Genomic DNA, 13,550 nt, shown 5'->3' with positions numbered 1-13,550 from the left:
GGCGAGAATCGCCCCAACAACACTGAGCAGGTCGCAGCGTGGGCACAAGTGTGGTGGTGGTTCTGAACGACCGAAAACGGCTGCATCAGCTTCGGGACCGCCTGGCCGAGCTGCAGCCGCCGCTGCTGCAGTTGGAGGCCATCGGCGAGGGAGAGCAGGCCATGGCCGAGGTGGCCCGGCTCAACCCTGCGGTGGCAAGGCGGGCCCGCCAGCAGGGCATGGCGCGTTGGCTAATTCCCTTTGGCTTTTTGGCAGGCCTCACCTTCACCTACATCACCGATCTGGACACTTTCGCCTTTGCGGGCGCCTGGAGCCAGCACTTAATCGGCGCCCTGCTCGGCATGGGCTCGGGCTGGATGGGCAGTTTCGCGGCCGCCGCGAGTGTGCGCTCCGAAGAAGACGATCGCATCCGCAGCCTGCGCAACCGTGTCGAGGAGGGCAACTGGCTGCTGCTGGCCGAAACCGCCAACGGCGTCGATATGCCCTGGATCTCCCTGCAGCAGGCCAAACCCCTGGCGGTGGTGCGGCTGGGCGATGGCTAGAAAGCTGGAAGCTGTAATCGCTGCCGCCGAAAGGGTGCTGCGCACCTGGGAACCGGTGTGGACGCCATTTCTTGACGGGGCGTTGCTGGAGGAGGCCCTAGAGGAACTGGCGGGCTTGGCCGAGCTGGACCTGGCCAGTCGGGGGGGCTATCCGGGCGCCGAACGCCAGCGACTGCTGCTGCAGCGCCACGATGTCGCCATTAATGCCAATGAAGTTGCTGCCGGCCTGATGGGTCTGGAACTCGTTGGTAACTTTTTGTTTGACCCAGCTGAGCGGCAAGACTTCCGGGCGGGCCTGCTAGGCCTCGGCGCTGCGGAGGGGGAGCTCGGGGACCTGTGGCTGCGAGGTGACCGGGGGGCCCAGGTGATCCTGACAACTGCCCAAGCCGGTGCCCTTGATGGCCGCACCGCCATGGTTCGCACGGTGGAGGTGGCACTGGAAGCCCGCCCCCTCGATCAGCTGCAGCTTCCAGCACCGCGCCTGCCCCGCCGCTTTCACACCGTGGAAGCCTCCCTACGCCTCGATGCGGTGGCCTCGGCCGGTTTCGGGATATCACGCAGCCGCATGGCCGAACTGATCCGCCAGGGCCGCGTGCGGCTCAACTGGCTGCCAGCAGGCAGCCCCAGCCGCCAGCTGGCGGCGGGAGACCGGGTGCAGCTGGAGGGACGGGGCGAGCTGCAGCTTGAGGCAGTCGCTTCTACCAAGCGGGAGCGCTGGCGCATAGAGCTGGTGCGCTGCTGAAGAACCGCCCGAATCAGGCCTGCCTGTAACGTGGCAAAGCTTCTGGGGCGATTAGCTCAGAGGTAGAGCACTACCTTGACACGGTAGGAGTCACTGGTTCGAATCCAGTATCGCCCATTTACAACTGTCGAGTATTAGGCCAAGGCTCAGAGATGGCAGACGCATCAATGGATTTAACTGTTGTTGTAGGTCTTGCCCGCTCGGGAATTGGTGCAGCACGGTTGCTTAATCACCTCGGCCATTCAGTGCTGGTGATTGAGAGCCAAACCAGCCCTGCACTCGAAATCAAAGCAAGCGCATTGCGCCAGGCAGGCATTGCCGTTCAACTTGATGTGCAGCTCAACGCTGATACCTTCGCCGCTCTTGGCACTGCTCCGTCAGCCGTAGTGGTGAGCCCCGGCGTCCGCTGGGACCATCCCACCCTGGTGGAGCTGCGCAACCTGGGTATTGCCACAAAAGGGGAAATGGAGCTGGCCTTCCAGGCCAGTGGCGGCGTGCCCTGGATCGGCATCACAGGCACCAACGGCAAAACCACCGTCACCCATCTGGTGAGCCACCTTCTCCGGCACGGCGGGCTCGATGCTCCTATGGGCGGAAACGTGGGCTTCTCGGGGGCCGAGCTGGTGCTGGCGCAACTTGAGCGCGGCGATCGCCAACCCGACTGGCTGGTGATGGAGCTCAGCAGCTATCAGATCGAAGCAGCCCCCCAGGTGACACCTCGGGTTGGGATTTGGACCACCTTGACCCCCGATCATCTCGAGCGTCACGGCACAGTTGATTCCTATCGGGCCATCAAACGCAGCCTGCTGGATAGATCCACGGTGCGCATCCTCAACGCTGATGATGCCGATTTGCGCGCCCATGCCGCCAGCTGGCAACTAGCCACCTGGGTGACCGCTGGCATAAGGGAAAACCTCCCCCCCACTATCAAGCCCACACTCTGGATCGAGGCAGGCCAGGTGTGGCGCTCCACCCAGTCCGACAACCCCCGCACAGCTCAACCACTGATGGCCGCAGACTGCCTGGCCATGCCCGGTGCCCACAACCGCCAGAACATGCTGCTGGCCGCCGCGGCCGGACTGGAAGCTGGCCTGAGCGGTAGCCAAATGGAGCAGGCCTTCCGCTCCTTTGCCGGCGTACCCCATCGGCTCGAGCGCATCCGCGAGCAGCTAGGCATCACCTTTTATAACGACAGCAAGGCCACCAACTACGACGCTGCAGAAGTGGCGCTTCATGCCCTGGATGGTCCGCTGGTCGTGCTCGCCGGTGGTGAATCGAAGCAGGGCGATCCCAGTGGCTGGCTGGCAGCCCTGCAGCAAAAAGCAGCGGCGGTATTGCTCTACGGAGCAGCCCAAGCTGAGTTTCAACAACGACTAAGCCAGGCAAGCTTCAGCGGAGCTGTGCACTGCTGCGACAGCTTGACCGAAGCCGTGCCCATGGCCGTCCAATTAGCCCGCAGTAATCGCTGCCGAGCGGTGCTGCTCTCCCCGGCCTGCGCCAGCTTTGACCAATACAGCGATTTTGAAGCCCGTGGTGATCACTTCCGCCAGCTGGTTACCTCGCTGTAAGAGCGTTCCGAGTCCTGGCTCCTAACATCTGCGCAGGAGCTGACCGCCGCAGGCCATGGCCTATTGGTTGATGAAAAGCGAGCCCGATGTCTACGGGATCGACCATCTACAGAGGGAGGGCAGCACCCTATGGGATGGAATTCGCAACTACCAAGCTCGCAATTTTATGCGGAGCATGCAAATTGGTGACAGGGCTTTTTTCTACCACTCCAACACCAAACCACCTGGCATTGTTGGTCTAATGGAGGTGGTTGAAACTCACATAGTCGACCCCAGTCAGTTTGACCCCAGCTCCAAGTATTTTGATCCCTCCGCCAACCAGGAGCAGCCCCGCTGGGACTGCGTGCGCCTGCGCTATTTGCGCCACTTCCGACAGCTGCTCAGCCTGGATGCCCTGAGGGACAACTTCAGCCCCGAGCAGCTGGGGGTAGTCAAGCGAGGCAACCGCCTGTCGATCCTGCCGGTTGAGCCCAGCAGTGCCGAGCGACTACTGGGCCTGCTGGAGTCGCCATGAACCAGCAGGCCCCAATCAACCCCAACCCCCCCCTGGCCATCCGCAGCGCCGTCGAACACGGCTGGGCTGCCTTCAGCCACTGCCCCTGGGTGCTGATGGGATTCACCCTGATTAGTGGCGGCGCCAATTTGGTTACCCAGCTTTTCTATCGCTACGAGAGCGGCCAGGTGCTGTCACTGGTGGGCAAGCCCAACCCCATCGCTATCGCCCTGGCGGGGGGCGCCTGGACCCTCTACGCCCTGACCGGCCTATGGCTGGTAGTGGGGTTAATGCGAGGTGCACAACTTGCCCTAAATCAGGGCCAACCCAGGCTGGGAGAGCTGATCCGGGTTGACGGCAGAGCGATGCTGCGCTGCTTTGGCAGCCTGCTGCTGATCCTGGTGGTGCTGGCTCTGATCGTGCGCCTAGCCCAGGCAAGCTCCTGGTTGCTCACCCTGATCCAGCCCCTGTTGGCACCTCTACCGCTGGTGGCGGGTTTGGCAGCCATTGTGTACCTCAGCGCCGATCAGATCCTCTGCCTGCCGCTCGCCTTGATCGGGGGTCTGAACCCCCTGGCAGCATTTCGTAGCGGCCGAGCAGCCACCGATCCTCACTGGCTACAGGCTCTTGGTCTGACCCTGGTGCTGCTGGCAATAGTGCTCGCCGGTTTCTTGATGCTGTTGGTTGGCTTGGTGGTGGCGTTGCCGGTAGCAGCCTGCACACTGACGGCCGCCTACCAGCAGCTGTTCGGCAAAAATGACTTAGACCGGCTCACGGCTGCCTGAAGCTTGCTTGGGCGGGGAAGAGGTTGGCCAGATAGCAGCGAGTGACCTCACGGTCGCCAAGGCCGTTCTGCACCAAAAAGCCAGCAAGCGCCGCCTGAAACAACCGATATTGATCCCAGTTGGGATGCTGCTCGATAAAGCTGCGCATCGAGGCCAGCAGAGCCTCAGGCACCTCGGCGAGGAAGCTCACCATCAAGCCTTGCCCCTCCCCGAGGGTTTGATCTAAGGCGGGAGGCTGGATTTCCACAGAAGGCAGGGCCCGGCGTTGAGCCAGTTCTCCACATCCAGCCGGTCCCGTCAAATGGCCCGGCGCAGCTCTCCCGACCCGACTCCCAAGCTGAGAACTCAGCCCTGCCATGGCATCTGCCTTTAGTCCCTCGCCTTTGTGGCAGGCCGTGAGTCCAAAGCAGGTGCTGTCAAGGGGGGAGGGCCCGACGGCGAACTTTTCCCCAGGCTGCAGCGGGGAGGCCCCATCTGGACAGTTGACCCGGGGAAAAGCTGGGCAAAACCAAGACCCATCTGGGGGGTGCGCGGAGGAATACGGCAATGATCAGCAGTACTGATCATGTTCAACTGCCGCTGGGTCTCAGCTGCAACCGTGCTGGCTTGCCCACACGCGTTAGCTGCCAGCCCCCCCCAAATCCAGGGCCGCTATCAGGGCAGCGCTGGCCCCAGGCAACCAGCTGCCCTCAATAGCGCGGCAACCCGACTCAGGCGTAAGCACAAACCGCAGCGTCCAGGCTTTGCGATCACCTTCAAGGGCAATCCACACCGGGCCGCGCTCGAGCTCCAGGCAGATCGACTCATCCGGCAGCAACTGACTTGCCACAGCATGGTGCTCGTGCACTAACTGCACCAAGCCCTGACCTAGCCCCAGGGCTTCCTCCGCTGTGAGCTCGGAGGCCCAGCCCTGGCCACCTACCAATACTGAAAAGGGGTGGCGGGCCGGATCAACCAGCCACCTCCACCCCTCACCTTCTTGAACCTGCATCCGCCAAATCAGCCGGGCAGCAGGTCGGGTTGGTCCTGTTCGTCGCTCATTTCGATGATGGCCCGCTGCACGGGTTTGATCATCGAATCGTCGAGCAAGCCGTCAAAATCGTCGAAACGACGCTGCTTTGCCCGAAAAGCAATCTTCACCGTGGTGAGGTAGCGGTTGCTGGTGTGGCGGATCAGGCTCTCGGCCCGCTGGGCCAGTTCCTTGTGGTTGACGTCAATACCGCTCTGCATGGACAACCTTTCAATCTCATCAATCTAGGTCAGCAGCGGCAAGCCCCCGTTTAGAAGGGAGTTATGCGGGGCACGCTGGCTATTGATCTGGGCAGCACCACCACGGTGGTGGCCTACCAAGCGCCCGACTCCGCTGCGCAGCTGTTGGCCCTGCCGCCTTACAGCAACAGCGAACCGGTCGTGGTGCCAACCCTGCTGTGGCTCAGCGATCAGGGCATGACAAGGCCCCTGATCGGACGCCAGGTGCTGGAGGCTGGCCTGTCCCACAGCGATAGCCCCCAGCTGCACCGGGACTTCAAACGACAGATCGGCGCGCTCCCCTACCCGACGCAAGAACCAACGACAGCCCTGCCACTGCGGCCTGAACAGGCCGGGGCCTTGCTGCTGAGGCAGCTCTGGGCTGCCCTGCCGTCTGGGATTGAGCCCGAGCGGCTGGTGCTAACCGCTCCGATTGACAGCTACCCCAGATACCGCGAATGGCTGCAGGAGGTGTGCCGGGACCTGGCGGTGCCAGAGCTGGCCTTAGTGGACGAGCCCACCGCCGCAGCCATTGGTGCGGGATTACCCGCAGGCAGCACGGTGCTGGTGGTGGACCTGGGTGGAGGCACCATCGACCTTTCCCTGGTGGCCCTGGAGGGTGGCGAGGGTCGACCGGCGCCGATGGCCCAGCTGCTGCGCTTCGCCGGTCGGGATCTGGGTTCAAGTCGTCAAGCACTGCGCTGCGCCCGGGTGATCGGCAAGGCAGGAATTGCATTGGGGGGCAGGGATCTGGATCGCTGGATAGCCGCCCACCTCTGTCCTGGAGCAAGCCTCGATGGGGCTCTGCTGGAGGCAGCCGAATCGCTCAAATGCCAGCTCAGCAGCGTGGAGGAGGCCTTGGCGTTCTGGAGTCCAGCGGGCCTGCCGCCCCTACCCCTGCGATTGAGCCGCAGCCGCCTCAACGCCCTGCTGGTGGAGCGGGGCTTGCTGGCCCAACTCGATGACCTAATGGAGATCGTGCTGGCGGGGGCCCGCCGTGATGGCCTGGCCCTAAACCAAATCACTGCCCTGCTGCCGGTTGGGGGCAGCAGCCGCATGCCCCTGATCCGCCAATGGCTGCAGGAGCGCTGCGGCGGCATTCCCCTGCTGGAAAGCCGGCCGGTGGAGGCGGTGGCACTGGGAGCCCTAGCCCTCACACCGGGGGTGCGGGTGCGCGATGTGCTGAGCTTTGGAATTTGCCTGCGCTGCTGGGATCAGCGCTCCAGCCGCCACCACTGGCAACCGCTGTTTGTGGCGGGGCAGACCTGGCCAAGTGAGCGCCCCCTGGAAATCGTGCTGGCCTGCAGCAGCGCCAACCAGCGAAGCTTGGAGCTGCTGCTTGGGGAACCAGACAACGAGCGGCGCAGCGAGGTGGTGTTTGAGGCCGGACTACCGGTGCTGCGGCCGCGACCGGCTGGGGAGGCCCGCGTGGTGCCCTGGAGCCAGCAGCCCCCGGATCTGGCTTTGGACACACCAGGGCAGCCGGGGGAAGACTGTCTGCGGTTGTCCTTTGCCGTCAATGGGCAGGGCCAGCTGATGCTGGAGGTCACGGATCTACGCAGCGGTCGCCGCAGAGCCGCCCAGCTGCTGGGCCCAGTGCGCTGAGAATCGCCGGCGCAAATTCAAGTGGACGCCGCAAGCGCTGCCCTCAGCTAGCTGCATCTGGACCGCAACGTCCATAAAAATAAGACTCATATTTCTGTATTTGCCTTGGCCCTGCGCCGCCACAGGCTGCCCCGTTTCTGGCTTGGTCTCACCCTGGGTCTTGTGGCCTGTGGCATTGGGGCTACCTACTGGTGGGAGCAGCAGTTGCCGCAAAAGTTGGAGCAGGCGGCCAAGAGCGGCGATCTGGAAGCATGCCTGCGCTACAGCGAGCAGCTCGAAGCCCTGCGCTGGCTGGGGGGACAGGCCCCGACAGAACAGGGCAGCTGCCGGCGCCGTAAAGCGGCCCAGCTCTGGCAGCAAGAACGCTGGGGCGATGCCCTGCAGCTGCAATTGCAACTGGTGAACTCCTTGGCCGGAAGCGAGGCCGACCGCAAACGACTGCTGGTCTGGCAGCAAAACCTGCAGCAGCGCGCCCTAGCACGCTTCCAGGAGGGCGACCTGCCTGCAGCCCTAAAGATCCTGGCTGTGATGGGTGATGACCAACGGGCTGACGGCGACAGCCTGGGCGACAAGCTCAGCGAAAACTGGACTCGCAACCGTCTGCAGTGGGAGCGAGCAAAGGGTCTCACCGATCAAAAGCGCTGGTGGGAAGCCCTCGAGGCCCTCACCCGCATCGACCATCCCTGGTGGAAAACCCAGAGCCGCGGCCTACAAGCCAAGGTTCAGAAGGGAATCGAAGGATTGGCGCCCCAGGAGCGGGAACACGACGCCCACGGCCAGCTACCCCACACCGTGCCCTCCGCCCAACTCGATGCCCAGGTGCGCCAGCGAATTGCCCAGGGTATGGACGAGTGGGCCGCATTCCAGGAGGCCTGTCGGTCCTTGGGCGGCCAGATAGTGGAAGCCGGTCCGGAGACGGCCTGCCAGCGCCGTTCTACCCGGCGGTGATTGGCGCGTGACAAGATTGGCCGCGCGATGAAGCATGGAGCCATGCAGCCAGGTGATCAGGTTCAGGTCTCCCAGAGCGTGGTTGTCTACCACCACCCCCAACACCGCGGAGTCGCCTTCGACCTGAAGGGTCAGCAAGGCGAGGTAGTCACCGTGCTCAACGAGTGGAAAGGCCGGGTGATCAGCCCAACCCTGCCGGTGATAGTGGCCTTCGGAAAATTTCGGGCCCATTTCCGCTCCGATGAGCTGACTCTTGTCTGATCCCTTACCTGGCTATTGCTAGGGCTCTGGCCGCTGCAAAAAAACTCCCTCCTCGCCATCGATAGCCTGCAGACAAAGCTGGATTGATTCTTGGCGACTGGTTGGCACCACACGACCACAGAAATCAGGCTGGATCGGCAACTCCCGGTGACCGCGATCCACCATGGCCAGCAAGCTGACTCGCTTCGGCCTTCCCCAAGCCTGCAGGGCTTCTAGGGCCGCCCGCACGGTTCGTCCCGTAAAAATCACGTCATCCACCAACACCACTTGACGCCCATCCAGCGCCACAGGCAACTCGGTCGGCTGGCCAAGCCGGGTGCCAACACGCTCAAGGTCATCTCGATGAAAAGTGGGATCGACACTGCCCTGGTCGATCGGATGGCCGGCCAATACGGCCAGCCGTGAGGCCAGAACCTCTGCCAACGCCACCCCACGGGTGGGTATGCCTAGTAGCACTAGGGAGCGGCTGTCTGTGACTCCTTCCAGTACCTGGGAAGCGAGCCGGTCAAGCGTGCGGCCCAAATCCAGGGCCGAGAGCAGTTCGAGCCGATGCATCAGGAAATCAAGCGAGTCGGCCGGGGCTAATTGGCTGTGTGCCCAAAGGCTGACCCCGTAGAGATCGCGGGGATCGCAGCACAATTGCACTGTAAGTTAGGTACGGAAGTCGATGGTTCAACGCCGCTAGGTGAGTCGGGTGACAGCTATTCCCTCCCAGCAGCAATCCACATTGGCTCCGGGCCCAGGATCGGCCTTCCGGCCTTCAGCTTGCGTAGCCCCGGTTGTACTCGCCATTCTTGATGGTTGGGGCTATTGCCAAAATTCTGAACGCAACGCCATTCGTGCTGCCAGCACACCGGTGATGGATGCCCTCTGGCACGCCTATCCCCACACATTGATAGAAGCGAGCGGCGCCGCAGTTGGCCTGCCAGACGACCAAATGGGCAACTCCGAGGTGGGGCATCTCACCATCGGCTCCGGTCGGATCATTCGGCAGGAGCTGGTGCGGATCAGCCAGGCAGTCAAGGACGGCAGCTTGGCCGCCAACCCCGTGCTCAATGCCTTGGCTGATGGCCTGCTTCTTAGGGGCGGCACTATGCACCTGATCGGCCTTTGCTCAGATGGTGGTGTTCATAGTCACATCACCCACCTAGGTGGTTTGTTGCACTGGGCTGCTAGCCGAGGTCTCAAGGATGTCTGCATCCACGTGATCACGGATGGCCGAGACACGGACCCGAGCAGCGCCCCCCGCTTTGTCACCCAGGTTCAAGAGCAGATCAGCCGCGCCGGTGTGGGCCGTATCGCCACCCTCTGCGGCCGATACTGGGCAATGGATCGCGACAACCGCTGGGACCGCACCGAAAAGGCCTATCGGCTTTACACCGAACCGAGCGAGATCTCCGAGCTCAGCCCGGTCAATGCCATCCACGCCTCCTACGCCCAAGAAATCGGCGATGAGTTCCTCGAACCCTTGCGGTTGTCTGAAGGGCTGATCAATGCAGGCGACGGCTTGGTGTGTTTCAACTTCCGGCCCGATCGGGTGCGCCAGTTGATCCGCTCCCTGGTCTTGCCCGACTTTGACGACTTTGTCAGGGAGCGTCCAGCTCCCCTCGATGTGGTGACCTTCACCCAGTACGAAAAAGGGCTGCCTGTTGCTGTTGCCTTCCCTCCCGAATCCCTCGACGGACTGCTTGGGCAGGTTGTTTCCGGTGCGGGTCTGCGCCAGTTCCGCACCGCTGAAACGGAAAAATATCCCCATGTCACCTACTTCATGAATGGGGGAATTGAGCAGGCATTCCCCGGCGAAGATCGCCACCTAGTGCCCTCACCGCGGGTAGCGACCTACGACCTATCGCCAGAAATGTCTGCCGGCCAGCTGACCGAAAGTTGTATTGCGGCCATACAGAAGGGCATTTATGCGTTGGTGGTGATCAACTACGCCAACCCAGACATGGTGGGGCACACCGGCAAAATGAAAGCCACAATTGACGCCATAAGCACTGTGGATTCCTGCGTAGGGCGGCTGATGGAGGCAACTAACCGCATGGGAGGCACGCTGCTGATCACCGCAGACCACGGCAATGCCGAGGTAATGGAGGGTCCGGATGGTCGGCCTTGGACCGCCCACACCACAAACCCAGTTCCGGTGATTCTTGTGGAGGGAGAGAAACGCAAGCTGCCCGGCCATGGCACCAACGTGTTGCTGCGTGACCATGGCGGCCTAGCCGACATCGCCCCGACCCTGCTGGAGATCTTGCACCTGCCCAAGCCGCCAAACATGAGCGGTGAATCCCTAGTTCTGCCAGCTGGCGCCAGCTCCGAGCCCAGCCCCATCCCCCAGGCCCTGGGCGTCTAGCCTGCGCTGGTCCTAGCCTGCAGGAAGACTGGAGCGCGCATGGTCACATCGGTGTTGTCCTGGGTTTGGATCGGCAGCGGCGTGCTGCTGATCATCAGCGTGCTGCTTCATAGCCCCAAGGGCGATGGCATGGGCGGGCTGGCCGCTAGCGGCGGGTCCATGTTCACCAGTGCCCGTAGCGCCGAAGCCACCCTCAACCGCATCAGCTGGACATTGCTGGCAATTTTTCTTGGCCTGGCTGTTGTGCTCAGCGCCGGCTGGCTCGGATAGGTCTTTGATGCCAATGCCGCGACGCAATCTGCTGGTAGCCCTGGGATCAAGCCTGGGCGCCTTATTCACTGGCGTCTCCCGCGCCGAAGCAGCTTCCAAGGCCCAAGATCCCGCCTGGCAACTCAGCGAAGCCAGCTGGAAACAACGGCTGAGCCCGGCCGCCTACAACGTGCTGCGCCAGGAGGGCACCGAACGGCCCTTCTCCAGCCCCTTGAACAGCGAAAAACGCCCAGGCACTTTCGTTTGTGCTGGCTGCGCCCTGCCCCTATTTAGCTCCAAGGCCAAATACGAGAGTGGCACCGGCTGGCCCAGCTTCTGGCAACCGCTGCCCAACGGGATCGCCACCAAGGTGGACTTCAAGTTGATCGTGCCTCGCACCGAATATCACTGCAAGCGCTGCGGCGGCCATCAGGGCCACGTGTTTGACGACGGTCCTAAGCCCACTGGCAAGCGCTACTGCAACAACGGCGCAGCCCTCAACTTTAAGCCGGCTAAAGCCTGAATACGCTAAACGGCTAGCCAATCAGGCCTGCCTATTTAGAGCACAAAAAAGGAGGGCCGAAGCCCTCCCGATTGATCAGATTTGAGGTTGGAAAATTCGGCTCGAATCCCCGAAGGGGATCAATAGTCGAAGTCGCCGCCGCCCATGCCGCCACCGGCGGGAGCAGCATCTTTCTTGTCTGGCATGTCAGCCACGATGCACTCGGTGGTAAGCACCATGCCGGCGATAGAGGCGGCATTTTGCAGACCGGAGCGGGTCACCTTGGCGGGGTCGACGATACCGGCAGCCAGCATGTCTACGTACTCGCCGGTGGCGGCGTTGTAGCCCTCGTTGAAGGGCTTGTTGCGCACGTTCTCAGCCACGACAGCGCCATTAACGCCGGCGTTTTGGGCGATGCGCATCAGCGGAGCGGTGAGGGCGGAGGCCACGATGTGGGCGCCGATCAGCTCTTCGCCGGAAAGGTTGGCCGCAGCCCACTCCTCAAGGGCGGGAGCCAGGTGGGCCAAGGTGGTGCCACCACCAGGAACGATGCCTTCTTCAACGGCCGCCTTAGTGGCGTTGATGGCGTCTTCCAGGCGCAGCTTCTTGTCCTTCATCTCAGTCTCGGTGGCGGCACCCACCTTGACCACGGCCACACCACCGCTCAGCTTGGCGAGACGCTCCTGCAGCTTCTCCTTGTCGTAGGAGGAGTCGGTTTCGTCCATCTGCTTGCGAATTTGCTCGCAGCGGGCCTTGACAGCCGCCTCATTGCCTTCGGCCACGATGGTGGTGGTGTCCTTGTTGATGGTGATGCGGCGGGCGGTGCCCAGCATCTCCAATTTGGCGTTCTCCAGCTTGAGACCAGCGTCCTCGGTGATCAGCTGACCGTTGGTGAGAACGGCGATGTCCTCGAGCATGGCCTTGCGGCGATCGCCGAAGCCAGGAGCCTTGACGGCGGCAACGTTGAGCACGCCGCGCAGGCGGTTGACCACGAGGGTGGCGAGGGCTTCCTTCTCGATGTCCTCGGCGATGATCAGCAGGGGCTTGCCAGTACGGGCGATCTGCTCAAGCACGGGCACCAGATCCTGCACCAAACCGATCTTCTTATCGGTGAGCAGGATGTAGGGCTCTTCGAGCACCGCTTCCATGCGCTCGGTGTCGGTGGCGAAGTAGGGCGAGATGTAGCCCTTATCGAAGCGCATGCCTTCGGTGACCTCGAGCTCGGTAACCATTGATTTCCCTTCTTCCAGGGAAATCACGCCTTCCTTGCCGACCTTGTCCATGGCATCGGCGATCATGCGCCCAACCTCTTCGTCGTTGCCGGCGGAGATCGTGCCCACCTGGGCAATGGCGCTGGAGTCGGAGATCGGCTTAGCGTGCTCTTTGATCTTGCCCACGAGGAAGTCGGAAGCTTTATCGATGCCCTTTTTGAGGGTGATGGCGTTTGCGCCCGCAGCCACGTTGCGCAGGCCAGCCTTGACCATGGCGTGGGCCAGCACCGTGGCGGTGGTGGTGCCGTCACCGGCGGCATCGTTGGTCTTGGAGGCCGCCTGACGGATCAGGGCAACACCAGTGTTCTCGATGTGGTCTTCGAGTTCAATCTCTTTGGCGATGGTGACGCCGTCGTTGATGATCTGGGGAGCACCAAACTTTTTCTCGAGCACCACGTTGCGGCCCTTGGGGCCAAGGGTGACAGCAACGGCCTCAGCCAGAATGTCGATGCCTTTTTCGAGGGCCCTGCGGGCGTTCTCGTTATAAATAATGCGCTTAGCCATGGAAGGCGATGTCGTTATGAGGTTAGGTCGAAATCAATGAGCAACCAGTCGTCAGTTGACGATGGCGAGAATGTCCTTTTCGGAAAGCAGCACAAACTCGTCGCTGCCGAGCTTGATGTCGGTGCCGGCGTACTTGCTGTAAAGCACCTTGTCGCCAATGCTGACCTCAGGAGCCTGACGGCTGCCATCGTCGTTGCGCTTGCCGGGGCCGATTTGCACCACCTCACCCACCTGGGGCTTTTCTTTAGCGGTGTCGGGCAGAAGGATGCCGCCGGCGGTTTTCTCCTCCGATTCGGACACCTTGATAAAAATGCGATCTCCGAGGGGCTTAACCGTGGAGACGCTGAGAGAAACAGCAGCCATGGATGAATTGCGACAGCAATGACATGGCGTCAAAGACGCCACAGAACAGTGAACAAGAGTGGGCCGAAACGGCGATTTAGCACTCGAGCTCAACGAGTGCCAACTTATGCCGCCCG

Annotated in this window: 17 protein-coding genes and 1 tRNA gene; 12 read left to right on the top strand and 6 right to left on the bottom strand. The window is 62.3% G+C overall.

Annotated elements, in window-relative coordinates; translation table 11 throughout:
• Positions 1-38 precede the first annotated feature (38 nt).
• From AC01FP_RS00300 to AC01FP_RS00275, 6 genes are all read left to right on the top strand, one after another.
• Positions 39-542 carry a hypothetical protein gene (locus tag AC01FP_RS00300; RefSeq protein WP_106502303.1) on the top strand — a complete coding sequence of 168 codons (504 nt, stop codon included), beginning with the start codon at positions 39-41 and terminating at the stop codon, positions 540-542.
• Positions 535-1,284: a photosystem II S4 domain protein gene (locus AC01FP_RS00295; RefSeq protein WP_474476636.1), complete on the top strand. Its 750-nt coding sequence runs from the start codon at positions 535-537 to the stop codon at positions 1,282-1,284. Before AC01FP_RS00300 ends, AC01FP_RS00295 begins: the two co-directional genes overlap by 8 nt.
• 45 nt (positions 1,285-1,329) lie before the next feature.
• A tRNA-Val gene (locus AC01FP_RS00290) sits at positions 1,330-1,401 on the top strand.
• A gap of 50 nt (positions 1,402-1,451) precedes the next feature.
• Positions 1,452-2,852, top strand: a complete 1,401-nt coding sequence (gene murD, locus AC01FP_RS00285) for a UDP-N-acetylmuramoyl-L-alanine--D-glutamate ligase (protein WP_474476633.1) — start codon at positions 1,452-1,454, stop codon at positions 2,850-2,852.
• Between the two features lie 55 nt (positions 2,853-2,907).
• On the top strand, positions 2,908-3,366 hold the full coding sequence (locus AC01FP_RS00280) for an EVE domain-containing protein (protein WP_474476631.1): 459 nt from the start codon (positions 2,908-2,910) through the stop codon (positions 3,364-3,366).
• Positions 3,363-4,130, top strand: coding sequence for a hypothetical protein (locus AC01FP_RS00275; RefSeq protein ID WP_474476628.1), 768 nt, complete (start codon positions 3,363-3,365; stop codon positions 4,128-4,130). Before AC01FP_RS00280 ends, AC01FP_RS00275 begins: the two co-directional genes overlap by 4 nt.
• On the opposite strand, the gene AC01FP_RS00270 is transcribed toward AC01FP_RS00275, so the two are convergent.
• The 3 genes from AC01FP_RS00270 to AC01FP_RS00260 all read right to left on the bottom strand — a co-directional run bounded on the left by AC01FP_RS00270 (position 4,117) and on the right by AC01FP_RS00260 (position 5,360).
• Positions 4,117-4,377 (bottom strand): DUF2811 domain-containing protein, encoded by a 261-nt coding sequence (locus AC01FP_RS00270; RefSeq protein WP_474476625.1) that lies wholly within the window; start codon positions 4,375-4,377, stop codon positions 4,117-4,119. The genes AC01FP_RS00275 and AC01FP_RS00270 overlap by 14 nt on opposite strands.
• Before the next feature lie 372 nt (positions 4,378-4,749).
• Entirely contained in the window at positions 4,750-5,121 is a 372-nt protein-coding gene (locus tag AC01FP_RS00265; RefSeq protein WP_474476623.1) for a DUF1818 family protein, read from the bottom strand.
• Between the two features lie 8 nt (positions 5,122-5,129).
• Positions 5,130-5,360 (bottom strand): DNA-directed RNA polymerase subunit omega, encoded by a 231-nt coding sequence (locus AC01FP_RS00260; protein ID WP_106502311.1) that lies wholly within the window; start codon positions 5,358-5,360, stop codon positions 5,130-5,132.
• Positions 5,361-5,423: 63 nt separating this feature from the next.
• Between AC01FP_RS00260 and AC01FP_RS00255 the strand changes: the two genes are divergently transcribed.
• The 3 genes from AC01FP_RS00255 to AC01FP_RS00245 all read left to right on the top strand — a co-directional run bounded on the left by AC01FP_RS00255 (position 5,424) and on the right by AC01FP_RS00245 (position 8,192).
• A complete protein-coding gene (locus AC01FP_RS00255) occupies positions 5,424-6,983 on the top strand; it encodes an Hsp70 family protein (protein ID WP_474476620.1) in 1,560 nt (519 codons plus the stop codon).
• A 105-nt stretch (positions 6,984-7,088) separates the two neighbouring features.
• Positions 7,089-7,931 (top strand): hypothetical protein, encoded by an 843-nt coding sequence (locus AC01FP_RS00250; RefSeq protein WP_474476617.1) that lies wholly within the window; start codon positions 7,089-7,091, stop codon positions 7,929-7,931.
• Positions 7,932-7,973: 42 nt separating this feature from the next.
• Positions 7,974-8,192 carry a ferredoxin-thioredoxin reductase variable chain gene (locus AC01FP_RS00245; RefSeq protein ID WP_474476614.1) on the top strand — a complete coding sequence of 73 codons (219 nt, stop codon included), beginning with the start codon at positions 7,974-7,976 and terminating at the stop codon, positions 8,190-8,192.
• Between the two features lie 18 nt (positions 8,193-8,210).
• On the opposite strand, the gene pyrR is transcribed toward AC01FP_RS00245, so the two are convergent.
• Positions 8,211-8,747 carry a bifunctional pyr operon transcriptional regulator/uracil phosphoribosyltransferase PyrR gene (gene pyrR / locus AC01FP_RS00240; RefSeq protein ID WP_474476611.1) on the bottom strand — a complete coding sequence of 179 codons (537 nt, stop codon included), beginning with the start codon at positions 8,745-8,747 and terminating at the stop codon, positions 8,211-8,213.
• A gap of 172 nt (positions 8,748-8,919) precedes the next feature.
• Between pyrR and gpmI the strand changes: the two genes are divergently transcribed.
• From gpmI to msrB, 3 genes are read left to right on the top strand one after another with little or no spacing between them, the layout of a single operon-like run.
• Entirely contained in the window at positions 8,920-10,545 is a 1,626-nt protein-coding gene (gene gpmI / locus AC01FP_RS00235) for a 2,3-bisphosphoglycerate-independent phosphoglycerate mutase (RefSeq protein ID WP_474476609.1), read from the top strand.
• Between the two features lie 39 nt (positions 10,546-10,584).
• Positions 10,585-10,815 (top strand): preprotein translocase subunit SecG, encoded by a 231-nt coding sequence (secG, locus tag AC01FP_RS00230; protein WP_106502316.1) that lies wholly within the window; start codon positions 10,585-10,587, stop codon positions 10,813-10,815.
• A gap of 13 nt (positions 10,816-10,828) precedes the next feature.
• On the top strand, positions 10,829-11,317 hold the full coding sequence (msrB, locus tag AC01FP_RS00225; protein WP_474476606.1) for a peptide-methionine (R)-S-oxide reductase MsrB: 489 nt from the start codon (positions 10,829-10,831) through the stop codon (positions 11,315-11,317).
• A 119-nt stretch (positions 11,318-11,436) separates the two neighbouring features.
• On the opposite strand, the gene groL is transcribed toward msrB, so the two are convergent.
• The gene (gene groL, locus AC01FP_RS00220) at positions 11,437-13,071 is read right to left on the bottom strand and encodes a chaperonin GroEL (protein ID WP_474476604.1); all 1,635 of its coding nucleotides are present in this window, start codon (positions 13,069-13,071) and stop codon (positions 11,437-11,439) included.
• A gap of 51 nt (positions 13,072-13,122) precedes the next feature.
• Positions 13,123-13,434 carry a co-chaperone GroES gene (gene groES, locus AC01FP_RS00215; RefSeq protein ID WP_474476602.1) on the bottom strand — a complete coding sequence of 104 codons (312 nt, stop codon included), beginning with the start codon at positions 13,432-13,434 and terminating at the stop codon, positions 13,123-13,125.
• Positions 13,435-13,550: the final 116 nt, after the last annotated feature.

The sequence above is a fragment of the Cyanobium sp. NIVA-CYA 375 genome (genome assembly GCF_056108345.1).
Note: the sequence above shows the minus strand (reverse complement) of the source record. Positions and strands in the feature narration are given on the sequence as shown.